The organism is Pseudalkalibacillus decolorationis (genome assembly GCF_024609785.1).
Taxonomy (GTDB): domain Bacteria; phylum Bacillota; class Bacilli; order Bacillales; family Fictibacillaceae; genus Pseudalkalibacillus; species Pseudalkalibacillus decolorationis.
The window spans coordinates 42,667-65,826 of the sequence record NZ_JANHJQ010000010.1; the positions used below are offsets into that span (position 1 = coordinate 42,667).

At 38.4% G+C, this 23,160-nt stretch carries 24 protein-coding genes and 1 pseudogene; 12 read left to right on the forward strand and 13 right to left on the reverse strand.

Annotation, left to right across the window (positions count from 1 at the left end; all coding sequences use genetic code 11):
* Positions 1 to 35: 35 nt before the first annotated feature.
* On the reverse strand, positions 36 to 770 hold the full coding sequence (locus tag NON16_RS11155; RefSeq protein ID WP_257349100.1) for a glycosyltransferase: 735 nt from the start codon (positions 768 to 770) through the stop codon (positions 36 to 38).
* 50 nt (positions 771 to 820) lie between these two features.
* Positions 821 to 1,759: a glycosyltransferase family protein gene (locus tag NON16_RS11160; RefSeq protein WP_257349101.1), complete on the reverse strand. Its 939-nt coding sequence runs from the start codon at positions 1,757 to 1,759 to the stop codon at positions 821 to 823.
* 278 nt (positions 1,760 to 2,037) lie between these two features.
* On the opposite strand from NON16_RS11160, the gene NON16_RS11165 reads away from it, so the two are divergent.
* Positions 2,038 to 3,105: a glycosyltransferase family 4 protein gene (locus NON16_RS11165; RefSeq protein ID WP_257349103.1), complete on the forward strand. Its 1,068-nt coding sequence runs from the start codon at positions 2,038 to 2,040 to the stop codon at positions 3,103 to 3,105.
* A gap of 73 nt (positions 3,106 to 3,178) precedes the next feature.
* Here NON16_RS11165 and NON16_RS11170 read toward each other — a convergent pair whose 3' ends face one another.
* On the reverse strand, positions 3,179 to 3,907 hold the full coding sequence (locus tag NON16_RS11170; protein WP_257349105.1) for a glycosyltransferase family 2 protein: 729 nt from the start codon (positions 3,905 to 3,907) through the stop codon (positions 3,179 to 3,181).
* A gap of 120 nt (positions 3,908 to 4,027) precedes the next feature.
* Here NON16_RS11170 and NON16_RS11175 point away from each other — a divergent pair, with 120 nt between their 5' ends.
* The 5 genes from NON16_RS11175 to NON16_RS11195 all read left to right on the forward strand — a co-directional run bounded on the left by NON16_RS11175 (position 4,028) and on the right by NON16_RS11195 (position 6,233).
* A complete protein-coding gene (locus NON16_RS11175; protein ID WP_257349106.1) occupies positions 4,028 to 4,345 on the forward strand; it encodes a hypothetical protein in 318 nt (105 codons plus the stop codon).
* Between the two features lie 96 nt (positions 4,346 to 4,441).
* Entirely contained in the window at positions 4,442 to 4,714 is a 273-nt protein-coding gene (locus NON16_RS11180; protein ID WP_257349108.1) for a hypothetical protein, read from the forward strand.
* A 116-nt stretch (positions 4,715 to 4,830) separates the two neighbouring features.
* Positions 4,831 to 5,331, forward strand: coding sequence for a spore coat protein (locus NON16_RS11185; RefSeq protein WP_257349110.1), 501 nt, complete (start codon positions 4,831 to 4,833; stop codon positions 5,329 to 5,331).
* A gap of 142 nt (positions 5,332 to 5,473) precedes the next feature.
* The gene (locus NON16_RS11190; protein WP_257349112.1) at positions 5,474 to 5,785 is read left to right on the forward strand and encodes a hypothetical protein; all 312 of its coding nucleotides are present in this window, start codon (positions 5,474 to 5,476) and stop codon (positions 5,783 to 5,785) included.
* 34 nt (positions 5,786 to 5,819) lie between these two features.
* Positions 5,820 to 6,233, forward strand: coding sequence for a spore coat protein (locus NON16_RS11195; RefSeq protein ID WP_257349113.1), 414 nt, complete (start codon positions 5,820 to 5,822; stop codon positions 6,231 to 6,233).
* Between the two features lie 84 nt (positions 6,234 to 6,317).
* On the opposite strand, the gene NON16_RS11200 is transcribed toward NON16_RS11195, so the two are convergent.
* Complete coding sequence (locus tag NON16_RS11200) at positions 6,318 to 6,665, reverse strand: hypothetical protein (RefSeq protein ID WP_257349114.1); 348 nt, start codon at positions 6,663 to 6,665, stop codon at positions 6,318 to 6,320.
* Between the two features lie 291 nt (positions 6,666 to 6,956).
* Between NON16_RS11200 and NON16_RS11205 the strand changes: the two genes are divergently transcribed.
* Positions 6,957 to 7,175 (forward strand): hypothetical protein, encoded by a 219-nt coding sequence (locus NON16_RS11205; RefSeq protein ID WP_257349115.1) that lies wholly within the window; start codon positions 6,957 to 6,959, stop codon positions 7,173 to 7,175.
* 137 nt (positions 7,176 to 7,312) lie between these two features.
* Here the strand turns inward: NON16_RS11205 and NON16_RS11210 are convergent, their stop codons facing one another.
* The gene (locus tag NON16_RS11210) at positions 7,313 to 9,790 is read right to left on the reverse strand and encodes a S8 family serine peptidase (protein ID WP_257349116.1); all 2,478 of its coding nucleotides are present in this window, start codon (positions 9,788 to 9,790) and stop codon (positions 7,313 to 7,315) included.
* Between the two features lie 706 nt (positions 9,791 to 10,496).
* On the opposite strand from NON16_RS11210, the gene NON16_RS11215 reads away from it, so the two are divergent.
* Complete coding sequence (locus tag NON16_RS11215; protein ID WP_257349261.1) at positions 10,497 to 10,751, forward strand: tyrosinase family protein; 255 nt, start codon at positions 10,497 to 10,499, stop codon at positions 10,749 to 10,751.
* Positions 10,752 to 10,845: 94 nt separating this feature from the next.
* Here the strand turns inward: NON16_RS11215 and NON16_RS11220 are convergent, their stop codons facing one another.
* Positions 10,846 to 12,213, reverse strand: a complete 1,368-nt coding sequence (locus tag NON16_RS11220; RefSeq protein ID WP_257349117.1) for an LVIVD repeat-containing protein — start codon at positions 12,211 to 12,213, stop codon at positions 10,846 to 10,848.
* 261 nt (positions 12,214 to 12,474) lie between these two features.
* Here NON16_RS11220 and NON16_RS11225 point away from each other — a divergent pair, with 261 nt between their 5' ends.
* Positions 12,475 to 12,672 (forward strand): hypothetical protein, encoded by a 198-nt coding sequence (locus tag NON16_RS11225; RefSeq protein WP_257349118.1) that lies wholly within the window; start codon positions 12,475 to 12,477, stop codon positions 12,670 to 12,672.
* A 70-nt stretch (positions 12,673 to 12,742) separates the two neighbouring features.
* Here the strand turns inward: NON16_RS11225 and NON16_RS11230 are convergent, their stop codons facing one another.
* The 4 genes from NON16_RS11230 to NON16_RS11245 form a co-directional block, all read right to left on the reverse strand.
* The gene (locus tag NON16_RS11230; protein WP_257349119.1) at positions 12,743 to 13,153 is read right to left on the reverse strand and encodes an Asp23/Gls24 family envelope stress response protein; all 411 of its coding nucleotides are present in this window, start codon (positions 13,151 to 13,153) and stop codon (positions 12,743 to 12,745) included.
* Positions 13,154 to 13,212: 59 nt separating this feature from the next.
* Complete coding sequence (locus NON16_RS11235; protein WP_257349120.1) at positions 13,213 to 13,431, reverse strand: DUF2273 domain-containing protein; 219 nt, start codon at positions 13,429 to 13,431, stop codon at positions 13,213 to 13,215.
* Between the two features lie 12 nt (positions 13,432 to 13,443).
* The gene (amaP, locus tag NON16_RS11240; protein ID WP_257349121.1) at positions 13,444 to 14,001 is read right to left on the reverse strand and encodes an alkaline shock response membrane anchor protein AmaP; all 558 of its coding nucleotides are present in this window, start codon (positions 13,999 to 14,001) and stop codon (positions 13,444 to 13,446) included.
* Positions 14,002 to 14,502: 501 nt separating this feature from the next.
* Complete coding sequence (locus tag NON16_RS11245; protein ID WP_257349122.1) at positions 14,503 to 16,185, reverse strand: GMC family oxidoreductase; 1,683 nt, start codon at positions 16,183 to 16,185, stop codon at positions 14,503 to 14,505.
* 61 nt (positions 16,186 to 16,246) lie between these two features.
* Here NON16_RS11245 and NON16_RS25850 point away from each other — a divergent pair.
* Positions 16,247 to 16,360, forward strand: a pseudogene (locus tag NON16_RS25850) (DinB family protein); the annotation flags it as partial.
* A gap of 360 nt (positions 16,361 to 16,720) precedes the next feature.
* On the opposite strand, the gene fabI reads toward NON16_RS25850, so the two are convergent.
* The 3 genes from fabI to mgtE form a co-directional block, all read right to left on the reverse strand.
* Positions 16,721 to 17,497 carry an enoyl-ACP reductase FabI gene (gene fabI / locus NON16_RS11255; RefSeq protein WP_257349123.1) on the reverse strand — a complete coding sequence of 259 codons (777 nt, stop codon included), beginning with the start codon at positions 17,495 to 17,497 and terminating at the stop codon, positions 16,721 to 16,723.
* Between the two features lie 112 nt (positions 17,498 to 17,609).
* Positions 17,610 to 19,451 (reverse strand): monovalent cation:proton antiporter family protein, encoded by a 1,842-nt coding sequence (locus NON16_RS11260; protein ID WP_257349124.1) that lies wholly within the window; start codon positions 19,449 to 19,451, stop codon positions 17,610 to 17,612.
* Between the two features lie 65 nt (positions 19,452 to 19,516).
* Positions 19,517 to 20,893, reverse strand: a complete 1,377-nt coding sequence (gene mgtE / locus NON16_RS11265; RefSeq protein WP_257349262.1) for a magnesium transporter — start codon at positions 20,891 to 20,893, stop codon at positions 19,517 to 19,519.
* A gap of 225 nt (positions 20,894 to 21,118) precedes the next feature.
* Here mgtE and NON16_RS11270 point away from each other — a divergent pair, with 225 nt between their 5' ends.
* The gene (locus NON16_RS11270) at positions 21,119 to 22,315 is read left to right on the forward strand and encodes an FtsW/RodA/SpoVE family cell cycle protein (RefSeq protein WP_257349125.1); all 1,197 of its coding nucleotides are present in this window, start codon (positions 21,119 to 21,121) and stop codon (positions 22,313 to 22,315) included.
* Between the two features lie 100 nt (positions 22,316 to 22,415).
* Positions 22,416 to 23,159, forward strand: a complete 744-nt coding sequence (gene prpE / locus NON16_RS11275) for a bis(5'-nucleosyl)-tetraphosphatase PrpE (protein ID WP_257349126.1) — start codon at positions 22,416 to 22,418, stop codon at positions 23,157 to 23,159.
* Position 23,160 lies beyond the last annotated feature (1 nt).

Below are 23,160 nucleotides of genomic sequence, written 5' to 3' on the forward strand. Positions count from 1 at the left end.
CAAAACTTTACAGGACAGCCCCATACCAATGTTGACTACTGATCTTTCTTTTCTTGAATGATCCTATTTAATAAAGGAAGCCTATATCTGTTTTTAACATGAATAAACTCGGCCATGACCTCTTTACTGTGTTTTTTACTACCCATATTTTCATGAATCCTATACCTCACCAAGCATTCATCTAAAAACTTGACCTCGTAATTGATAGCCAACTTTATCCACATATCATAATCATTTGCATAACGTAATGTCTCATCAAATAGGCCCACATTGATCAATGCCTGCCTTTTAGCTAATATCGTGCAACCGTTTATCGGATTATTTCTTATCATATATCTAAGTAAATCCTTTTTATTAAAAAGGGGGATTCCGAGTTTAGTTGCTGTGATTTCATTGTATTCATTTATATAGTCATAATTCGTATAGATTAAATCAGCCTTTGTTTGCTTCATAAAGTGAACCTGTTTCTCTAGTTTATCAGTAACAAAACGGTCATCAGAGCTTAGCCAAGCAATTAAATCACCATTCGCCGATTTCAGCCCAACATTGAGAGCTGTAGCAGTTCCACCATTTTCTTTCTCTATATAGATGATTTTGTCACGAAATGGTTGCAGCAGCTCTGAGTGTTTCGTCGATCCATCATTAACGACGATTATTTCTACATTCGAATACGTTTGATTTAATACACTCTCAATAGCACTCTGTATATATGGACAGTTATAGAAAGGTACTATGACACTTACTAACGGCCTTGCACCTATATTGATCATATTAAAGAATGGAACAACTCCTTTCGAAAATGATCCCTTTATTACCTTTCTTACCTATTGCGTTCTTCAACCAGTCTTCTGATTATAATTAGAAACTGTTCAACTCTATGTTTGGTTGTATGCATCATTCTTACCATCTGATAGCCGTTTTGAGCAATCTTCTTTCTTTCTTGTTCATTCTGAAGGTAATAATTAGCCTTTTGAAGAAAGTTCGTGTAACCGACATCTACACAATTAACACCATCCCTAAATCCTAGCTCCTGAAGGTCTTTAGAAAGCGGTGCTAATAAAAGCGTATTACAAGCAAGTACCTCAAAGTATTTCATTAATGGATATTTAAAAACGGAATTACAAGTAAAAAAGATCTTTGCTCTATTAATCTCCATCGCATAATCTTTTCCAACTAAAGAACCTTTTTCTACTTTATCAACCTCGCAATACCCAGGATGGGGATGATAAATGAATCCTGGTTGATGGGTTAGTTTCTTCAACATATAATCACGTAAAGGATATACGGTTCGAACCGTAGCACCCATCATTAGCATATCAATCGTCTTCTTTTGCATGTAATCCTTATGAACGTCTACGTTTACGCTGTGTGGTACCCAAACCATCCGATTTCTAAATTCAGGAAACCATTTAAGAAAGGCTTCACGATAATGTGTAAATACATAATCGATATTGTGGCTTATGACATATTGTTTTCTTTTTTGAATTTCATAGGAAATATCATGAAAAAGGACACCAGTTGGTATTTTGATATTTTTGAGGCCTTGGATGGTTGGTGCTAAACGGGGATCAATAACATCATTTATAAATATGAAATCAGGAGTAAAAGGTATTTGTCTAAGAATATTTGCTATGTGTCCATCCTCCGTCCAAATCGTTAAATTACACTGTTTCTTTAATTCCTCACCGAAATAATGACTACTTTTTTCCATTTGATGGGTTCGATCTTTCGTTAGAAATAAGATATTTAATCTACTCAATATTTCACCTCCACATCCTATGTTATTAAATTTTATAGATCCTTTAGTATCGTATGAATGATGACAAGCTTTTGTATAAACGAATATGAGAGAACAACCAAATTCCACTGTTCACTACCAATCTCTAGAAGGGTTTGTTTAATAGGTAAGCGATTGAATAAGTAAACACTCTCAAACAATGAGCATATTAATAAAATAGAATATGAGAGAATGTGGTCATAAGGTTCATGTTCATACTCGGAAATAGAATATAATTGTCGAACCTGAAGGAGATTGAAATGAACATATTATTTACTTATTATTTCCCTAGCGGAGGGATGGAAACATTAGCAAGGCAAAGAAGTGAGGCAATGAAAAAACATGGAATAAGCTTTGACTTTCTTTATTTTCATCCCGGAAAAGGAGTTCAAAATATTACCGGTAATCAAACATTTATTACAAATAAGGATGATGAAATAAACAGATTGCTCAAAAAAGGGAACTATGATCTTATCATCGTTTGTTCAGATTATCCATTTATTGAGCGGCTTAGAAAATTAGGTTACAGTGGAAAAATACTCTTTGAAGTACAGGGACTTGGTGATTTTCAAACAGCGGATCAATGGCTTAAGGATGCGGTGCATTATATTGAACAAAATGATGTAAGTGGACTACTGTATCCAAGAACCCCTCATTTAATGCGTTTAGTTGATTTATATTACCCGAACCATAATCACTTTTGTTTTGATAATTGCATCGATACATCGACTTTCCAATATAGAAAAAACAACTGTCCAAGCCAGCCAATTTTAGCATGGGTAGGAAGAATTGAGGAGAATAAAAATTGGAGCGATTATCTAACAATATTGGCCACTTTAAGAAATAGGAACCCTACTATTCATGGGTGGATGTTCGAGGACTCTTCAATGTCTTCTATCAAGGAAAGATTACGTTTTAATAAATCAGTCAGAACCTTGCAACTGACAAACTCTATTAAAATGTTCGATAATATCCCACATGCTAGTATGGCTGACTATTACTCTATGGTCGGTGATTCAGGTGGATTATTATGCTCCACTTCGAAGGTCGAGGGGTTTGGGTATGCGATTATTGAAGCAATGAGTTGTCGATGCCCTGTTTTAACAACTGATTCAGACGGTATTAAGCGGTCGGTTGTACAGAATAACACAGGAAAAATTTATCCACATCACGATATATCCAAAGCAGTCGCTGAAGCAGAAGACTTGATGTATAGCAGTTTTATTAGAAAAATCATTATCGAACATGCGGAACAGCAGGTTAAAGATAAATTCTCTCTCCCCCTTTACGCAAATAATTTCCTTAGCATGATTCATTCACTGAAGTAATTACGAAGGGCTAACCATAGACGTTCACTAACGAACGAATGGTCAGCCCTATTTAGACTAATTAATGGTATCATTATTTGTTTTTCATATTCTTCACAATTTCTTTCATTATTAATTGGTTAAGTAGAACCGAATGTCTTTTTTGGACAAAATCGATTTCATCCTTTATTACATCCCAATGCTTTCTAGTACCCATTTTTTCGTGAACCCGGTATAAAACCAATGGTTCATTAATATACATAAAGTCATACTTTTGCAAGATCCGAATCCACATATCGTAATCATGAGTGTATGGTAAGCTCTCATCAAAGATTCCGAATTCATCAAATACCTTCCTATTTATCATAATCGTACATCCGTTAATGATATTTGCTGTTCGCATCGTTTTTAAAAATTCCATACGATCAGGTGTATAAACTCCAAGTGGAAAACTGATAACTTCACCGTTTTCATTTATTGAATAGTAATTTGTATAGCTTACCGCTGATTCATACCGTTTCATTTCATTCAATTGGAATTGTACCTTATTCGGAAAATAAATATCATCTGAACTTAACCAACAGAAGTAGTCACCTGTTGCATTTTGGATACCCCTATTTAATGCAGTAGAAGTTCCGCCATTCGGTTTTTCAATGTATTTTATTTGATTCATATAAGGCTGCAATTTTTCTGTATGTTCAGTCGAACCATCATTGACGACAACGATCTCTATATTTTTATATGTTTGGTTAAGTGCACTTTCAATTGCATGTTCAATATAAGGACAATTGTAAAACGGGATGACGATAGACACTTTTTCCATATTGTAAAAGCTCCTTTTCATAAGCCGAACCTATTGTTCTTTTTATGATATGAAGCTTATCTTTCACCTGTATACACATTTGACACGCCCCACAAAGTTTTCAACAAAGGAGGACCTCGCATGAATGATAAAGAGCAGCCTACCCATAATTCAAAAGATTACTTGAGCGAATCCCTTAAACAACTCATGGACCAAACGGCTCCAGCCTCTCAATCTAAACGGTTTAAAGTAAATTGTGAGACAGGTCGAGTCTTTGCTAACAAAAAAATAGTGTTTACATTGATCATTCCCGCTTTTACTAAAATTGGTGCAAAAATAAAAGCAATTAAACACTTGGACAGTATTGACTATCCAATTGATATCCTTTCAATTGAGGTCGCCAATGAACATGATGAAGAGTCAATAATGGTTGTAGAGAAAAATACTAGACACTTATAGATAGGAGAACACCCTATTTTGTTCAACTTTATGTCCATTTACTTTTCAGGTGCATAGTATATACTACTCGGTTCACTTAAAAAAGGAGGGAATAAAGTGCCTGATTTTAAATTTAATATCAATTCAGTCGATGATCTGAATAAACTCTCTACTCAGTTACCGGACCTACTCATGCAGCATATGGATGCGAAAAACGAACAAGCTGAGGAGGCCACAGTCACAGAAAAGAAAACCACTAGGTTTGGTGTCAAGGGTGATGCAAAGTTGGAAGTAATGAAAATGCTCCAAGATGTAAATCAGAACATTACTAATTTAGTAGATGATGCAGTGGGTTCCAAAAAACGCAGATTAAAAAGAGGTCGGAAGTAATAAAAAGATAAAAATATAAATAAATTGTCCTTTATTAGGACAATAATCTACACCAATTATTAGTCAGTTTCATCTAATGTAATGAAACTACAATAATCATAAAGGAGGAAACATAGATGAGTAGTTTTTTTAACGATTATAAAGATTGTGATGTAAGAGAAGATAAAAAACGCTGTGATGTTTGTTGTAACAATGGGTTCAATGCATTATCGGGGCGTGGTGGTGTATTTGATGGCGACGCAACTATAGAAGCAGAACTAAACCAACTTGCATCAGCAAAACAAGTTAGTGAAGAATGTATCACAATCAAAGATTCTTGTGATATCTCTGTTAAAAGAGAATCAGACCAATCACTAATTTTAGTTCAGGTTGCAGCTCAAGTCTTAATAGCAGCTCTAACTGCGGTTATTGCAGTAGACGATCCTTTTGATGATGAAGAAGTTCTCGCAGAATTAACGCAAATCTTCAAGAGTAAACAGGTTGCACGCACGAAGATATGTATTGAAAATTCTCGGGGCGTTAAGGTTGAAAGTGATACTGATCAAAATATCATTGCTGTTCAGATTGCAGCACAAGTACTGATAGCTGCTATCACTTTCGTCATAGTAATCGCTTAATTAAGGACAACCGTCTATAAAAACATCTGAACATTGATTCAGGTGTTTTTTTCTTAAGGAAAAGTCAACCCAGTAAACGTTTAACCGATTATAATTATTTGCATATACTATACCATCATTATATTTTGGGAGGGGTAAGATTATGACCGATGAACCTAAAAACAATGAGGAAAACAATAAAGAATCGTCTCATGAGGACCTATTAAAGGAACTCCAATCAAGTGATCACTTGGATAGTACTACACAAGACTCTGTAAATTTATTAGTCCAATCTATATTACAAAAACACGGAATAAAAAAGGATAATATCGAACCTTTATCAGAAGAACAAAAAAACCAATTATTCAATTTAGTTTCGCAATTTAAACAGCAAGCAGATAATTTTGCGGACATGGCCAAGAAAAAAACGAAACCGAAAAACAAACAGAGTAGGAGAAGAAAATTCGGAAAGTAAGTCGGGTAGTTCAATTTAAAGAGGGTGAATGAAAATGGGTATGACTACTGAGAAAACATCTGATAAAAAAAAATGGAAAGCATTAGATTCCAATTGTCCCCACCCTTTTGAAAAACATGAAGAAAAACGTGAACACATAACGATTACAGAAAATTGCAGTAATGTGAAAATTATTTCTATTTCAGAGGAAGCCATAGATCAGCTTCAAACTGCATTTCAAGCAGCAATCCTTTTTACTGTTACCGCTCTCCTGCCTCGGTCCTACTCGACTGCTGAGATTGTAGAGGATTTCTTACAAGTTATTAGGACGAAGCAGGAACTCAAAACAAAGATTCATATTGAAAACTCGCACAATGTGAAAATCATTCTAATTGATGACCAAACTACGGTGGTAGCCCAAGTGGTAACACAAATCATTACTGCACTTGTGACAATTTCGGAAATTTAAATTCGAATACACGATATGTACTGAGCCATAGCTCGCATTGAAGTGACTTCTCCAATGCGAGGTGGCTCTTTCTTTCCATTTATATTACAGAGCTGACGATGGGGCGGATGGTACTGATGGTGGTGTGCAAATATCTAGATTTGGGAAGAGCGTACACAGAATTGTAATTATCAATTCTATAATTACGTTTAGTACATCCTCAATTTCCAAACCGAGATCTAAGTTGATCCCAATTGTAATAGTCCCTATAGGAGTTGTTAAAGAAATTGTAAGACCAAGATCAACATCTGGAGTTGGATCAACATCTGGAACTAGATCAATAATTCCACTGAGGTCTACCCCAGTGTTTACATTTATTGAAGTCATCAAGTTAGCTAGTTGTCGTGCAATTTGGATTCGCTGAGCAGTCGTTAAATTCACACTAATAGGCATACAACATGTCCTCCTTTTCTATCAAAATGTTGCTACATAATATACTATTTTTCATTCTTAAAAAGGTTTTAGGTATACGTTAGAATTACGTAAAAATGTACGTATGCGTAGATTTAAATGACCATTATAAACATCAACCAATAGTGATTTAACTGTATTTTTTATTGAAACCTCTAAAATGTACCTTTAATAGTATTGAACTAGTATTTTCGCCGATACCATATGGTGGACAAGATAATATATTAGTATAGAAGGGAGGTTTTACCATGTATTATACTGGAAGCTTTTTTGATGGTTGTGGCGGCTGCGGCGGCTGTGGTGGCTGTGGTGGCTGCGGTGGCTGTGGTGGCTGCGGTGGTTGTGGTGGTTGTGGTGGTTGTGGTGGTTGCGGCGGCTGTCGTAAAAAACGAAAAAAAGACTGTGACTGCGACAGAGAACAAACGTTATTCACTTGTAAACAATGTCCTAAAAAGAAACGAAGACGCTGTGATTACTGTTAATAAAAAATAAGGTGACTCCTTTAGGCAAGGAGTCACCTTATTATCTATATTATTATCATGATACTTAATAAAGCTCTAACGACCAAGAATGTAGAAAAGACTGTCGAGTTCAGTTATCGTCGACAGTCTTTAGGAACCAAGTTTTCTTTATGGCATTAAATAGTTTGCATAGTAGCGTGAGATTGCTACCGCAAAGTCGCCTCTTGTTACTGTTCGGCCTGGGTTGAACTCTGCTGTAATCGTTGGTTCTGTATCATACGGTCCCTGGACTACATCGAAATAAGCGTTCAAGATGTTCAGGTCAAATGCCAACTGGACATAACCTTTCAGATCTGAAGGTACTGCCTCAGCATCTTTTACAGGAATTCGCTCACCTTTATATTGAACAGTAAGTGGCTTCTCGTTGAGTTTCTTCGCTGCTTCTTCCAATCCTAAGCTTTGCACAAGAGAGTAAGCGAGTTCAGCTCGATCTACTGCTTGTTTCGGTGAAAATTTACTGTCAGCAGTTGGCAGCATGACACCACGATATTGATGGAACGTATCCTTTAATGGTGAACCAGTTGCGGAAACAGCTTCCACGTATGGTACATCTTCAACAGGAACATCGGTAAATGTTGTTCCTTCTTTAGGGAGGTTTTGACGTACTCCTGCTCCCATCATCAAATATTTTGCAAGCTCGATTCTTGTGAGGTCTTTATTTGGCTTATAGTTTCCACTATTGTAACTATCCAGCAACCGCTCACTTACTCCGATTTTGATGGCCGCTTCTGCAGGGTGTCCACTAATATCGTTTAACCCTGTAAAACCACTTGCTTTTTTAAAAGTTAACTCTCCCTGAACTGTTTCTGGTGCTGCTGCGCCTCCCTCAATCCCTCTCAGTTCCAATGTCCACGTCCCAGGTGTTGGGTTTGTCAATTGTACCGTACGATCTTTGTACAATGGAAAAAGAACATAAATCCCTGAAGAGTGTTCGGTTCCATCCGGTGATGTTAATACAAGGTTGAGCGGGTTGCCTGTTTCACCAAGTACGCCTTTCGCGTTCGCTCTTGCGACAAGTTCATTTAAACCTTCTTCCACCTCAAATTCAATTTTGTTGGAATCAGCCGTTGCAGGGTTGTATTCCACCTCAAACGGACTTCGTTGTACATCAACTTCTCCGTTTGCATTAAACTCATGGCTTAAATTAAGTGTTTCACCGTAGTTTTTATCGTTCAAGATGTAGTCGACTGCTGCAAATGCATTGGCATAGCCTGCACCGACTTCCCACGGTTCATATCCTGGCATGTTTGTTGCTGTTTTTTGAATAATTTCTTTTACTTCACGTGGGGTAAGACCTGGGTCTGCATCGAGCATTAAGGCAACAATACCAGCTGCGTGTGGTGCTGCCATCGAAGTTCCACTCATGTGTGTATAATACGGTAAGTGAGCCGGTTCGAGATTTGCGGCATCCTGCTCGGCACTGAGAGCAGTCAGTGGTGCTACTGTTTTCGTTGAAACGATATCTACTCCTGGTGTTGTAATCGTCGGACGGTCTACCCATGTAAATGTTTCTCCATCTACTGTGACTGTTCCACCCTTCCCTTTTACACCGCGAGAGGAAAATTCAGCAAGATTTCCCTGAGCATCCCCAGCTGCCACGGTAATTACCCATGGGGCTTTTTTATAGTTTCCAGAGATAGTTGATTCGCCCGGTCCAGAGTTTCCAGCTGAGAACACTGTTACAATGTTTCGGTCATACAGCTCTTTTGTCGCGATGTTAATTGGATTTTCGGGGTCAAAATCCGTTCCTGAATCGCTTGTCGAACCCCATGAATTCGTCACAACGCGAATGTTGTACTGTGCCTGATGAGTAAGTGCGTAATCGAAGCCTCCAAGTGTATCAAGGATTGCAATTCCTGCTCCAGATCCATAACCGACAATCCCTGCACCAGGTGCGACACCCTCGTATTTTCCATTCGACTGAGCACCGTTTCCACCAACGATTCCAGCAACATGCGTACCATGCCCAGAGTTGCTGTCGGTATTCGGAACGTCTTCTACATATGTAACCGGGAGGATATCAGTTAATGCGTGGAGGTTTGTAGCCCCACTTACATTTTGGACAAGATGGTCACCAAACTTAATATCGTTATGGGTCCCATCCACTCCACTGTCATTAACTAGGACGGAAACACCTTTCCCACTAACAGGTAATCCCCCGTTCAGTTCCGTAAGTTCAGAGCTATCACGAAGCTTGTCCACTCCAGTAAGTGCAGTACCTTTTTCATTTTCATACTCCAATTTTTCGTTTAGGTATAAGGAACGAACTTCTTTTTTGTTAGCCAGCTCCTTAATTTGATCTGGAGACGCTAAGACACCAGCAATTGGCAGTTCTTTGAAGGAGAGTCCAGCTGTAATCCCAGTGTCTTTTAATAGATTGATATGATCCTTCGTCGGACCATTATCTGTGTTAAAAGTAACGATTACTTCTAATGGATCTGTCGTATTTTGCATTGCCTTTCCAAGGCTCTCATCAATAATCGCACCGTGATTTGTCTCGGCATTTGCCGGCGAAACCGATGAGAATGCAGTAAACCAGGTAGAGAACAATAACAATACACACATTAATAAGGTGATTTTTTTCATTTTCCATCCCCCGTTGGTAATATTTCGAATACTTTAATTATTTCAGATGAAAGACATTCTTTACTATAATACAAAAGATATAAAAACAAGAAACAAGAGTAGTAGCTGGAATACTACAGAAGGTATATAGAACCTGGATTTTATAGTAAGAAAAAGCTAGTTAACAAACAAAGATTACCGATTCCATACCGAGGATCTGTTTTAAAATATAGTCTCCATACCTGAAACAGTACACCTACTGTGGTATACCTATTTTAATTTCTTATCTTTCAAAAAACTCAGTTCCCCCTAAGTTGGGCAAACTGAGTTTTAAAGTTTGTTATTGATGATAAGCCTTAAAAAATCTTGTTATGGCTACTGCAAAATCCCCGCGTTTAACGATTTCTTTTGGTGAAAAAGTAGCATGAACTTGTGGCCTAGATCATAAGGCCCTTGGGTTAGATCAAAATTCGCATTTACTATATTCAAGTCCCAAGATTTTGGACAGTCGGATTGATGATTCGAATCTCTTTATTCTATTATGGACTCATCCTAGCTTCCGCATATGATTTAAATTCGTAAAAAAATTTTATCTTTAATACCCTTCAAACATTACACATCCGCCCTGTCATAGATTGAATGTTTCTCATTCAATAGAGAAAAGATGTGTTTTTTGAAAGAGGGTAATGCCCTAAAAATCGTCCCTTACGATAGTCCCCCTTGGGATATGTCGAGTACGGAGAGTTTCAGAAACTACCTTGAAGGATTTATCAACGGACCGCAGCTGCACAACCGCGTTCATGTTTGGATAGGCGGGGATATGCAGTTTGTACCTACCGCTCCTAACGATCCTGTCTTCTTTTTGCATCATGCAAATGTACGCCTGCTTCGTATTAAAGATACGGTCTGTAATTCAAAGGGCCAGTTCCCTCCGCCTCTCTTGATAAGAAGAAATTGTACTTTTAATAAATTAATGCAATAATACGTTATAAAGTTAATAAGTCAAATAAAAAAGCTGTCCCTAGTAGTCGGTTATACCGACTTAGGGACAGCTAGTTTTCTTAATTCACCTTTTTTTACTTATGTGGTCTTCCATGTCCTAGTTTCTTCAAAACTTTCAACCCTGTTCCCATGTCAGAAGCGATGATATAATTTCGATCGACGAATACGCCCCATACGTTTGAATTTTCTGGAACATATTTACCGATTTCAACTGGATTTTTTGGGTTTGAGATATCTACAGCACGTACTCCCCCTGCATAGTGAGAAAGATATAATGTATTTCCTTGTACTTTTGGATCATGAACCGTGTTCGCGAATGTTACACCATCTTCTATATTATCGACAAGATCCGTTTTAAACTCACTAAGAAGCTTAGGATACTTTTTATTCTTAATATCAAAGATACGTGTGTACCCGTAAGACTCTTCATAACCTTCTTTGGTCGGGTTATATACTTCACGAGTTTCAATTAAGATATTTCCACCCCTTGCAAGTGCTGTAGAGTGTGCAGATCCCTGCTGATCAGAGGCATAAGTGGTTCTTCCTAAATATTTGGGTTGCTCAGGATTTCGAATATCCAGTATGATGGTACCTAAATCCCAAAACGATAAATAAGCATAGTGTTTATCTACCATTGTGCTATGGTTGAACACCGGTCTTACTTTGCCATCCGGAGCATTCCAATGATATCCGTTAAAATCCTCAGGAACTTCAGCTAGAATACGAGGATCGAATTGATAGATTGTTTGAGGCTCAGCAGGATTACTTACATCAACAATTTGAAAATCTTTTTGCTCACCGTTGGTATAATAGTCAGCATAAGGGTTCGCTGTCAGAACAAGCGCTCGGCCCTTTTGTACTGTTAAATACAGTTCATGCGTTCCCCTTACCCTCTTATCTAGTTCCCAAAAACCGAGTTTATTTGGTTCATAAGGGTTCGTAACGTCATATAATAGGAAACCGCCTTTAGAATTAGGGTTATGAGTATTCAATTGCTGTACACTAACCACGGCTAGATCACCTTTGAATTCTTTTGTATGGACCCTCTTCACTATCACTTTTTCTTGCCATGTTCCAGGTATATCATCGGCAATCACCGCGATTTCTTTTGGGTTGGAAGGATCTTTCAAATCCCAAATCCGTACACCGCCTTCCCCACCATTTTTCGTATGGGTCCCCGTATAAGCAAATCCATTATGAGCATAGACGTCTGCAGTGTTGTTTTGTACGCCATCCTTCATTTGGATTTGCTCTGCAGCAATCTCTTCCCATCCAAAGTTTTTACTGCCTTCAATGGTCGGAACGATGTTATCGTACCCGGCACCTGTCCCTTTCTCAATTGTGTCTCCACCAAGTTCATCATGGGCTGAAGCGGTTGGAAGCAAACCACCTAAACCAATTACAGCCGCAAGACCCGCACTTAATAAAAATTTCCCTTTCATTTGTAACCTCCTTAACCATATGTAATTGACCTAACAAATTTAATTATTTCAAATTTTCAAATATTTTCATAGAGTCTTTGGTTGGTATTAACAACTTTATTCCTAGTCCTACATAGGAATAAAGAAGGGTTTGTGAACCCAACAACTAAACAACATCATTTTAGGATTAGAAAACCACAACAACTACCTTTTATTAAACAGGCGCTGATCTCAAAGAAAAAGTCAGTATAGGATATTTAAAGAAGGTTAAGGGAGGGCTATGTGAAAAAAGGGACTGTATTAGTAATGGTAGGACTTATAGGAGCCATTATTCTTTTTAATTTTATTGCTTTTTCAACAAATAAGCGGTTGACTAAAAATCAAGTCGTCCATACTCTAACAGATCGGAAAATAGAAGATAGTAGCATATGGAAAGCAAACACACTCGATATACTTACTTTCCCATCGTGGATCATTTAAAATAAACATTAAACTCCCTACCACATTTCTATGTGATAGGGGGTGTATTTAATCTACCATTCATTTCAAGTTATTCAACGCGCGCCCTATCTTCTTCATTTTCGTAATTCTTCTCGTCCTCCGTGGAAACATCTTCAACGTGCATAGTAACTTCAACAACCTCTAAGCCTGTCATTTTTACGATAGACGATTTAACGTTTTGTACAACCTTCTTATAGACATCAGGAATGTTTTGACCGTATTCAACAATTACACTTAGGTCAACAGCTACTTGCTTTTCGCCAACCTCAACGGATACACCTTTTGTGAGATTTGTCCTTCCAAGTCTTTCAGCAAAGCCTTCCACAAATCCACTGCTCATGGAGTCTATCCCTTCAACCTCACTTGCAGCAATACCTGCAATTTTTTTAATTACCTCTTCCGAAAATTTGAGTCCCTCTTGTTGTTGAGTCTGATTTTGAGTCTGTGTTTTTTCAGGCATAATGATCTCTCCCTTAATTATTTTTATAACAATTTGATTTTTTTGCGACGACGGTAGAGTTATTTGTTCAGAATCATTGCAATGAATTTATTCAGCATACGCTTTACGTCAGCCTTACCATCGACATAACGACCAGCAAGGTACCCTGCTCCAATAAATAATCCAGCAATAATTGCTGCCCAGAATCCAGAAAATAAAAAAATGAAAGCTAACAAAAACCCTATCGATGTCCCAACAATACGGCCATAATAATCCTTCCACATTTTTTTCTTATCCACGTTCATCACCGCCTACTCTACCCGTACTTTGGATCGTTTCGGCTGAATGATATCCGTGATTTTGACGGTAACTTCATCGACCTTCATTTCAGCAATCGTTTCTATTTCCTCTTTCACAGCTTCTTGTAATAGTTTTGAAAGGATAGGTATCGGAGTTTTCCCATCGACAACAGCCTTTAAGCCGATGCTAACCATTTGTGTTTCGTTGACGCGAATTCGCACTTTCAAATCATGAATTTCATTAAACTTACGTGCTTTTTTTCGAACAAGGCTATCGATTGCTGTCACAGATATAGAAAGATGACCGTTCTCCATTACCTGTTCGATGTCGGGGGGTGTTTTTTCTCTTCGCAATGAGAAAATCAGAAACAATACACTCACAAGAAACAAGAAAGTTACAACACCTAGCTCGAACCATCGAAACGAAGGAATGGTTAACCATTGTTGATACCGATTAATGACATTTCCAGCTGCACCACCAACATTAAGTACTGAAATAATTGCAACGGCTGAAAGGACTAACATGATTACACTATAAATAAATAAAAGCAACCGATAAAATATATTCATAAACGATCCTCCACCAACTCCTTTACGTCATCGTCATTTAACAATTCCCGTAAAACATCCTATTGAAACTGGATTTTTCAGGATATAGCAGGATGGACTTACTTCATAGACTTGCAGAATTGTCCGATCATTCATTTGAAGATTAATCGATACGTAAAGCGTTATACGCAACATCATCTATAGAATTATTAGTTTTGCGGGGGGATTATATGAAGGTGCCTCAATGACCGTATAACATTAAGTTAATGGACTTTCTTCCCTTCGTATTAAAAAGAATCGTATAAGGATTTTTGGTGGAGAACAAATTGACGAATGGAATTCATATCCTACAATATCGTTCTTTTTTAAATGGAACCACATTGTTATCATTATTCATTTTTGACCTTATAAACAAAAAGGCCGTCGAGTTCAGTTATCGTCGACAGCCGTTAGGGACCAAGTTTTCTTTATGGCATGTAACAAACCAATTTTTAATAATCATCTTGTGGAAATTTTAAAACTCTATGAAGAAAATTCTTCATTGAGAAACCTAACTGCATTTAGGCCGATAATCTGAGCAGGCATGGATGTATTCCCGTCCGGCAAAATAGGGGAGATGGAAAGATCAGCAACTTTAAGGTTTTTGGTACCGAAGACATTTAAGTATCCATCAACAACCCCTTCTCTAATATTCCTACCCATCTTGCATTGTCCGCCAAAGTGAGCAATGTTATGATAAGAAGCTTTGACATAATCAGTGAGCTGTTTTCGCTTTTCTTTCTCATCAGTTAAATTGAATACATTTTCAGGTGGATAGACGACCTTGTAAACGCCTCCTTTATCCAGTCTGCGAGCTCGCTTCATAATGTTGAATGCCTCAATATACTGATCTACCATAAAATCCAAATCGTCAGGGTCTGTAAGCGGATTTAGGTTGATGGAAGGATAAGCCTCAGGATCACTATGTGCTGCTAGAATTGTTCCTCGGCTTTTAGGATTCAGATCAAATATGCCAATACTCATGACATTAGTCGTTTTGTTTGGATCATACTCCCAATCGTTCACATGGACATCCTGAATAGGGACAAACCTTGGTCCAGTGGATCCATACAATTGAAGACGACGTCCTCCCGATCGGCCTTCACCTTTGAATGCACCTAATGGAAATGGCATATCTGGATCAGCATTAATAACCTGTTGGAGTCTTGTTGTTTCAATTTCTACTCCAATTCCTCCAGTAAAATGTGCTTGGAAATTATGACCGACATTCGGACTCTCTATTAAAGTGGATATACCTGCTTCAGCTAAATCCGATGTTCTTCCGATGCCTGAACGTTGTAGAATAACAGATGAGAAATTACCAGCGGCAATGATGATTCCTTTTTTGGCAAACGCTCTCTGCGATTTTCCATCCCTGACTACCTCAACCCCAACAGCAATATAATCTTTTCCATCTTTTTCAAATAGAACTTTGTTAACTGTCGTTTTGGTCAGAATAACCAACCTTCTTCCATCAACACCAAACTCATCGGGATTAAACTCATCTCCTTGAGTAACAATTTCCTCATTAAGATAACCCGTCGCTGTAGAAGATCGAACGTACTGACCATCCTCTTCCTTTTGAAGAAATTGGGACTTTAAAAATGTACAATCCTTTATCCCTGTATTGTAATCTTCTACAATCGGTATATTCAACGTATCCGATGTAGCTTTAACCAAAGTTGGTATGAGCCGACCCTTTGGAATAGTTTGCTGGCGGACATAGATCGGGCCTTTTGTTCCTCGTTCGTCCTTTTCTTGTGTACTTCCAGTATAGGTTTCATTCCTTTTAAATAATGAACGTATACTGTCATAGCTCCATTGGGAACCGACAAGGCTAGCCCATTCATCATAGAGTTCCTCGCTTCCACGTACAGCATACATCGCATTATGTTCGGAACTTCCCCCGATTGCTCTGCCACTTGATAACCTTAACTGATGTCGAATATTCGGTTCAATCTTTGAAAGAATATTGAATGAAAACTTGTTATCCGTAGCCAAGGCTGATGCCCTACTACTTGAAGCACTACGAAGTTCTTCCGTCATATTCGTACCCGGTTCAAGGACTAGAACACTAGTATGATTGTCATCCGATAATTCCTTTGCAATTACCCCACCAGCAGTTCCTGCTCCGACCACAATATAATCAAATGTTTTTCTTGACATGGACCATTCCGCCCCCGTTTCATAATTTATACATCTTTATATTTATGATGGCTGACCAGGTTTGGTGCTTTGTCCATATCATCGGCAATCGAATCAAGAAGCCGTATTAACCCAAAAAGTTTTGGATGGCTTGACGGATGATTCATTAGAACAACAAGTTTATCCTGGAGGTCGTATTCGATTTTCAGATATGGTAATAGACAATACATAATTAGAAAAGCGCAAGCGCCCTGGTTAGCCACGAAGGTCACTGGAAGACCGACGAGGAGGCTGTTGCCGCCGCAGGAGGCCTGAAGTGATCCAAGTGGTTGGGCGCTGAAGCTGGACATTACATCCATGCCGCAAACTTTTATACTTTCTTTACTCATAAAGAAAACTTGGCTAGCGCCAAGCCTTAGCGCAGGCGATCTCCTTAGTTGCTTATACTATAGAAAGTATTTTTTATACTTTCTTAACGTGCAAAAAAGCCCTTGAACATATGTATCCAAGGACTTTAGTTAGATATTTAATGGACTTTGTTACTTTACGTTTAAATTTATCGGCCGATAATATGGAATCCACTGTCGATGTGAAGAATCTCGCCTGTTAGACCTCTGGATAGGTCACTCATTAGAAACAATGCAGTATCTCCTACTTCTTCTGTAGTCGTCGCACGACGAAGTGGAGCACGCTCTTCGATTTCGTGCAAAATGCTGTTGAAGTCTCCTACACCTTTTGCAGCTAATGTCCGAATTGGCCCTGCTGATATTGCATTAACACGGATGTTTTCCTTACCAAGATCACTAGCTAAATACTTAACACTCGCATCCAATGATGCTTTAGCGACACCCATTACATTGTAATTTTCAACGACACGTTCTCCACCGAGATACGTCATCGTCATAATGCTGCCACCTTCAGTCATTAATGGACGAGCTTCTTTTGCTACCGCAGTTAACGAATAGGCGCTGATATTTTGTGCTAAGAGGAATCCGTCTCGTGTCGTGTTCATGTATTCACCTTTAAGTTCTTCCACTCTTGCAAAAGCAATACAATGTGCAACGCCATGAATAACACCGACTTCTTCTTTAATTCGACCAAATGCCTCACTGATTTGTTCGTCATCGGTAACGTCACAAGGAATTACTAAAGAATCTTTACGATCCAATGTTTCCACAAGATCGCGAACACCTTTCTCAAAACGTTCACCTGCATATGTGAAAACAAGGCGTGCTCCTGCATTACTAAGTGATCTTGCAATTCCCCATGCGATACTACGTTTATTCGCAACTCCCATAACTACATATGTACGGTTTTCCAAAGATATATTCATGAATGATCCTCCTTCATTTTATCAAGAAAAAATATTTGTGGGTTGTTATTAGGACCTAGTACTAAAGGATAGTATACCACTAACTGCCTATAAATAAAAATGATTTTTGTCATCAGGACAATAAGCCCCGTAATTCTTGAATGCTTTCTTTGCTCCCAGTTACGATTAAATGATCGTTCATCTGAAGCTCTGTATCACCATGCGGTACAATCGAGTCGTTTCCGCGGAATATCCTAATAATAATTGAATTACCCATAAATGGAAAGTGTCTAAGCTGAGTACCGATAAATTTTGGGTTCTGCATATTTACTTGATAAAGGCGATTTTCTTGACCGGTAATCAGCTTTGCAACATCTGGTGTTTCAACCATTGATTTTAATATCGTTTTGGCGGACAGTAATGAAGAAAACACTTCAATGTTTTTTTCTTTTAACCGGTCGCTTAATTCAATGATCTCCATTCTTGTAATTACACGCTCAATCCCGATCTCCTCTTTTGCATATATCGAGACTTTTTCATTTACAGGATCTTTCCCTGTTGTTACAACTAAAATATCCGCATCAAACACATTTTGTTCTTGAAGTGTAGCAAGTTCAAAATCATCAATCTCACAAACCTCAAAGCAGTTTTCTTTACCGACATTAATTTTCTCTTGCTTTGTATGAAATAACGATGTCTGGAACAGCTCTTGATCCAATTCAAAAGGTAATGGCAATGTTATTTGATTTGCCCCAATAATATTTACTCGCTTTTTGTCGTTCGTCAGATTCTTAAATGGAAAGATTTTTTTAAATGAAATAGGTGTTATGATACATGCGATAACCGCTAGTAAAATCAGTGCTGAAGCCATCCGGTTATCTATTACTCCAATTCGTTCTCCAATTTTTGCTGCAGCAACTACAAGAGATAAGGTAGCCGTTAGCAAGAATCCTGATCCCATGACCGTATTCCAATCGTACCACTTTTTCAAATATAAAATCGGAACCAGCTTGGAAATCAACAATGCTACAAATAACAACGGGATTAATAGAAATACTCTAGCGTCGCTGAATAATTCCCATAGATCTAACTCTACCCCAACCATTACAAAGAAAATCGGAATTAGAAACCCATATCCGAATGAATCTAATTGTCTAACCATTTCCCTGTTCGGTGACAGCAGTGATACGAGCACTCCAGCAAGAAATGCACCGAGAATATTTTCAGCACCAACTTGCTCCGAAAGACCAACTAGTAAGATGATCAACGCAAATACCGCACGTGTGCCAATTTGAACCGTACCTGTTGAAAGAGTTTCAAAAAAGGTGCTTTTTTTGAATACCTTCCCGACAAAATATAGAAGCACTCCTGCGGCAAACAAAAGTAGTAGCAACCACATGTTGCCGCCACCCTCATAAAAGGAGACGAAAACAGCAAGCAGTACCATTGTCGCAAGGTCTGCAATCACTGTTACAAGCAAAATGATCTGCCCGATTCCCGTTTTCATAATATCGGTTTCTTTTAATGTCGGTACAACAACGCCAAGTGAAATGGTTGAGATTACCAGGGTCATAAAATAGGCATTGTTCGCAAAATCAAACCAAACAAGTAACCAAGAAAGACCGAATGATAAGATCAGTATAAAGACAAATATGATTGAAGAAACAAGAAATCGATTCGGCTCTATTTTTCCAGAAGGAAGGGTCACCCTATTCTTATTGTTCGTGAATACGGAAAAATCGATCTCAACCCCACTTAAAAACATTAAGAAAATAAAACCTAATGTTGAGAGTATCGCAATCCAAGGGTCGGGCTGGACCAGATCAAAACCAGATTTCCCAATGATCAGTCCAGCAATAATTTCGGCAACGACAACTGGTATCAAGGTTAACCGAAACTTTTTAAGCAATATAGGTGTAAGAAATGCTGCTACTATAACGACGATTAATGATGTCAGAGAAGCATGCTCGCCCATAATCCCCTCCTGAATGGTTTTAAAAGTTGTTCAAAAAGTCCGGAGGCTAGCAGGATGTAGTCCGTTCAATTTGAAATAAAGTAGTTAATAAACGTACTCGCTAAACCAAAATAGATCAATACACTTATGATGTCATTGATTGTTGTAATAAATGGGCCTGACGCGACTGCAGGGTCTATGTTTAGCTTATACATTAATAAGGGAATCAATGCTCCTGCAAGGGTTGCGACAATGAGTGTAAATAAGATTGATGCACCGACTAACAAACCAAGATAAATAGAATGGTGCCAGAAAAACACAATAATCGTTATCAATACACCACATGAAGCACCCGTTATTAGGCCTGTTCCTGCCTCACGTAGAATAAGACTTCTGATATCTTGTTTATCGGTATCCCCAGTCGCAATCCCTCGCACAGCTACGGCCAGGGCTTGTGTTCCAGTGTTCCCTGCCATCCCTGCAATGAGCGGGATAAAAATAGCAAGAGTTCCAGCTTTGTTTAATGTTCCTTCAAACTGACCAATAAGGCTAGCTGTTACCATCCCTAGGAACAACAGGATGACAAGCCACGGTAACCGACGTCTAGCTGCTTGCCAGGGGCTTCTGTCAACGGAATCCATATCTGAAACGGCTGCGAGCTTCGAGTAATCTTCCGATGCCTCTTCATCGATAACGTCAACAATATCGTCGACTGTAATAATTCCGAGTAGATGCTGCTGGAAATCTACAACCGGAAGAGCAAGGAAATCATAATCTTTCATCATCCGAGCTGCCTCTTCTTGGTCTTCTCCAACGGAAATCGAAACGACACGGTCATTCATTACATTACTAACAAGGGTATCTTCGTCGGCGATAATTAAATCTCTTAACGATATAACCCCTACGAGTTTTTTCGAATCATCAATGACAAACAAATAATAAATCGTTTCTGCTTCTGGGGCCTCTTTACGGAGAATCTGCATTGTTTCTGTTACCGTCTGGTGGGTTCTGATTGCGATAAACTCGGTCGTCATTATACTACCGGCAGTTTTCTCTTCATAATGAAGAAGTTCTTTGATTTCCTGAGCAGACTCATCATTCATGATTGTCAAATAACTGGCTAACTGCTCTGCTTCTAGATCGTTTAATACGTCGACGGCATCATCGGCATACATATCACCAAGCATTTCAGCAGCATAGAACGGTTCCATTTCAAATAAATAATCCTTCGTATCTTCACGATCAATATTTTCAAAGATTTCAGCCATCTCTTCTGGTGAGAGATATCTGTAGACCATCATCCGATCTTCATCTGTTAAATCGAGGAACACGCGTGTTTGATCATATGGGTGTATGTCAAGGAAATGTTTTCGAAATTGATCAATATCACCTTTTTTCAACGCTTCTAAAATTGGTTTGTATTCATGCTCATTGGTTTGTTCCACGTACGTTCCCCCTCTCATCATTCTGGTTGTTCAAAAAGTCGGCTCTGTTTATCCCCCTTTTAAACACACACTGTAAGGGCAATATAAATAAAGAACTAATCTATCGTAAAAAAACGTCTAGAATTTGTCAACGAAATAATCTAGTTTACTTATTTTCAAAGTGCCCATAGTTCGATATGATATAAGATGTTATGATTTTGGTATAACCTTGTTCGTTGAACCAGAAGTTAGGAAGGTAAAATAATGACAAACTTAGAAAAAGATAAAGAATCACCATTCCAACAAATTGATTATAACCTAATCTTCATATTATTCCTTTTAATTTGTTCTAGTTGTATTGCGATTTACAGTGCACAGATTATCGGACAATATGATTCAAACTATGTAGTAAAACAAGTTGTGTGGTATGTGTTAGGCTTGATCGCCATTGCTGTAGTTATGATCCTTGATTTCGATCAGTTTAGGAGACTGTCATGGTACATATACGGTTTAGGAATTTTACTTCTTATCGGCATTGTGATCGTCCCTTACGTTGATCCAAATGCAGGAACCCCTGCGGCCTTAGTACCGGTTATTAATGGGGCACAAAGTTGGTATCGATTTGGCGGATTCGCTTTCCAGCCTGCAGAAGTCATGAAGGTTGCATTGATTATTTCACTCGCAAACTCGATTACGCTTCATAATGAAAAGTATTCAAATCGATCGATTAAAGAAGACTTTTTATTGTTAGGAAAAATTTTAGCAATCGCTTTACCGCCCGTTGTTCTCGTGATGCTCCAGCCTGACTTAGGAACAACGCTGGTGTTCATTGCAATAATTTCAAGCTTGCTTCTTGTTTCAGGTATTCGCTGGCGGATTATTTTCCTGATCACCCTGCTATTTGTATTATTGATTACAGGATTAGTTTTCTTGTATTTGTATTTTCCCGATTTCTTTCTGACATACATTTTGGAAACTTACCAGCTCGAACGATTTTATGCTTGGCTTCAGCCTTATGAGTATGACGAAGGGATTGGATATCAGCTTGTGAAGTCACTATTGGCTATTGGCTCTGGGCAATTGTTTGGTAAAGGATTTACGGATGGGAGTGTATATTTTCCTGAAGCCCATACTGATTTTATCTTTGCAATCATTGGTGAAGAATTCGGCTTTATCGGAACAAGCTTTGTTATTTCACTATTCTTCTTATTAGTGTACCGAATGATCCATGTTGCTTTAGAAAGTAATGAGCCATTCGGAAGCTACTTATGTGCTGGCGTTATCGGTATGATCACCTTCCAAGTGTTCCAAAATATCGGAATGACAATCGGTGTATTACCTATAACCGGTATACCTTTACCCTTTATTAGTTACGGAGGTAGTTCCATTCTGGCAAGTATGATTGCAATTGGGATTATCTTAAATGTTCGATCAAGAACAAGAAAATATATGTTTGATTAAGCACCTGGATAAGGTGCTTTTCCTTTAGATTCAGGGATTAGAAATATGTTACAATAGAATTCTTCATCTCGAAGTTTTTTATTCACGGAGGGTTTACGGAATGAACTATGATGTAATTGGCGATATACACGGTTGTTACGATGAACTTATTAATCTAATCAATGAACTTGGCTATTCGCGTGATCAGAACGGCATATTGAATCATCAAGACAATAGAAAGCTTGTGTTTTTAGGGGATTTGACAGATCGTGGTCCTGAATCTTTGAAGGTGGTCCATTTTGTTTATGAACTCCTTGAGAATGAAGTAGCCCTTTACACACCTGGTAACCATTGCGACAAGCTGTACCGATACTTTTGTGGTCGTGATGTTCAAATCAGGCACGGCCTTGAAACGACTGTTGATGAGTTTAAAGCACTCTCTTCTAATGAGCAAGTGACAGTGGCTTCCAAATTCAAAAAAATGGTTGAGGAGGCAGCCCTTTATTTACAGCTCGCCGATAATCAGCTTATCATTGCACATGCTGGGATTCGCGAAGAATTCATTGGCCAGCGTCATAAAGCAGTCCGGACTTTTGTACTCTATGGAGACATCACGGGAGAACGACACCCAAATGGAATGCCGGTTAGACGTGATTGGGCAAAAGAATATACTGGAGAGAGAACGATTATATATGGTCATACACCGGTTAAAGAACCACGTAAAGCTGGGAGTACAATCAACATTGATACTGGATGTGTATTCGGTGGTTCTCTGACAGCATACCGTTATCCAGAGGGGCAAACGATATCCGTTCCATCTAGCATGCCACTTGTTGAGGAGAAGTTCCACACATTCGAGGATTAAC

Excerpts from the sequence above, each read along its gene's own strand:
- amaP (WP_257349121.1), bottom strand. The coding sequence starts at position 14,001 with ATGAATATATTTTATCGGTTGCTTTTATTTATTTATAGTGTAATCATG.
- NON16_RS11185 (WP_257349110.1), top strand. The coding sequence starts at position 4,831 with ATGAGTAGTTTTTTTAACGATTATAAAGATTGTGATGTAAGAGAAGAT.
- NON16_RS11190 (WP_257349112.1), top strand. The coding sequence starts at position 5,474 with ATGACCGATGAACCTAAAAACAATGAGGAAAACAATAAAGAATCGTCT.
- NON16_RS11205 (WP_257349115.1), top strand. The coding sequence starts at position 6,957 with ATGGTTGTGGCGGCTGCGGCGGCTGTGGTGGCTGTGGTGGCTGCGGTG.
- prpE (WP_257349126.1), top strand. The coding sequence starts at position 22,416 with ATGAACTATGATGTAATTGGCGATATACACGGTTGTTACGATGAACTT.
- fabI (WP_257349123.1), bottom strand. The coding sequence starts at position 17,497 with ATGAATATATCTTTGGAAAACCGTACATATGTAGTTATGGGAGTTGCG.
- mgtE (WP_257349262.1), bottom strand. The coding sequence starts at position 20,893 with ATGAGAGGGGGAACGTACGTGGAACAAACCAATGAGCATGAATACAAA.
- NON16_RS11165 (WP_257349103.1), top strand. The coding sequence starts at position 2,038 with ATGAACATATTATTTACTTATTATTTCCCTAGCGGAGGGATGGAAACA.
- NON16_RS11175 (WP_257349106.1), top strand. The coding sequence starts at position 4,028 with ATGAATGATAAAGAGCAGCCTACCCATAATTCAAAAGATTACTTGAGC.
- NON16_RS11210 (WP_257349116.1), bottom strand. The coding sequence starts at position 9,790 with ATGAAAAAAATCACCTTATTAATGTGTGTATTGTTATTGTTCTCTACC.
- NON16_RS11270 (WP_257349125.1), top strand. The coding sequence starts at position 21,119 with ATGACAAACTTAGAAAAAGATAAAGAATCACCATTCCAACAAATTGAT.
- NON16_RS11195 (WP_257349113.1), top strand. The coding sequence starts at position 5,820 with ATGGGTATGACTACTGAGAAAACATCTGATAAAAAAAAATGGAAAGCA.
- NON16_RS11230 (WP_257349119.1), bottom strand. The coding sequence starts at position 13,153 with ATGCCTGAAAAAACACAGACTCAAAATCAGACTCAACAACAAGAGGGA.
- NON16_RS11245 (WP_257349122.1), bottom strand. The coding sequence starts at position 16,185 with ATGTCAAGAAAAACATTTGATTATATTGTGGTCGGAGCAGGAACTGCT.
- NON16_RS11155 (WP_257349100.1), bottom strand. The coding sequence starts at position 770 with ATGATCAATATAGGTGCAAGGCCGTTAGTAAGTGTCATAGTACCTTTC.
- NON16_RS11215 (WP_257349261.1), top strand. The coding sequence starts at position 10,497 with ATGTCGAGTACGGAGAGTTTCAGAAACTACCTTGAAGGATTTATCAAC.
- NON16_RS11260 (WP_257349124.1), bottom strand. The coding sequence starts at position 19,451 with ATGGGCGAGCATGCTTCTCTGACATCATTAATCGTCGTTATAGTAGCA.
- NON16_RS11220 (WP_257349117.1), bottom strand. The coding sequence starts at position 12,213 with ATGAAAGGGAAATTTTTATTAAGTGCGGGTCTTGCGGCTGTAATTGGT.
- NON16_RS11170 (WP_257349105.1), bottom strand. The coding sequence starts at position 3,907 with ATGGAAAAAGTGTCTATCGTCATCCCGTTTTACAATTGTCCTTATATT.
- NON16_RS11200 (WP_257349114.1), bottom strand. The coding sequence starts at position 6,665 with ATGCCTATTAGTGTGAATTTAACGACTGCTCAGCGAATCCAAATTGCA.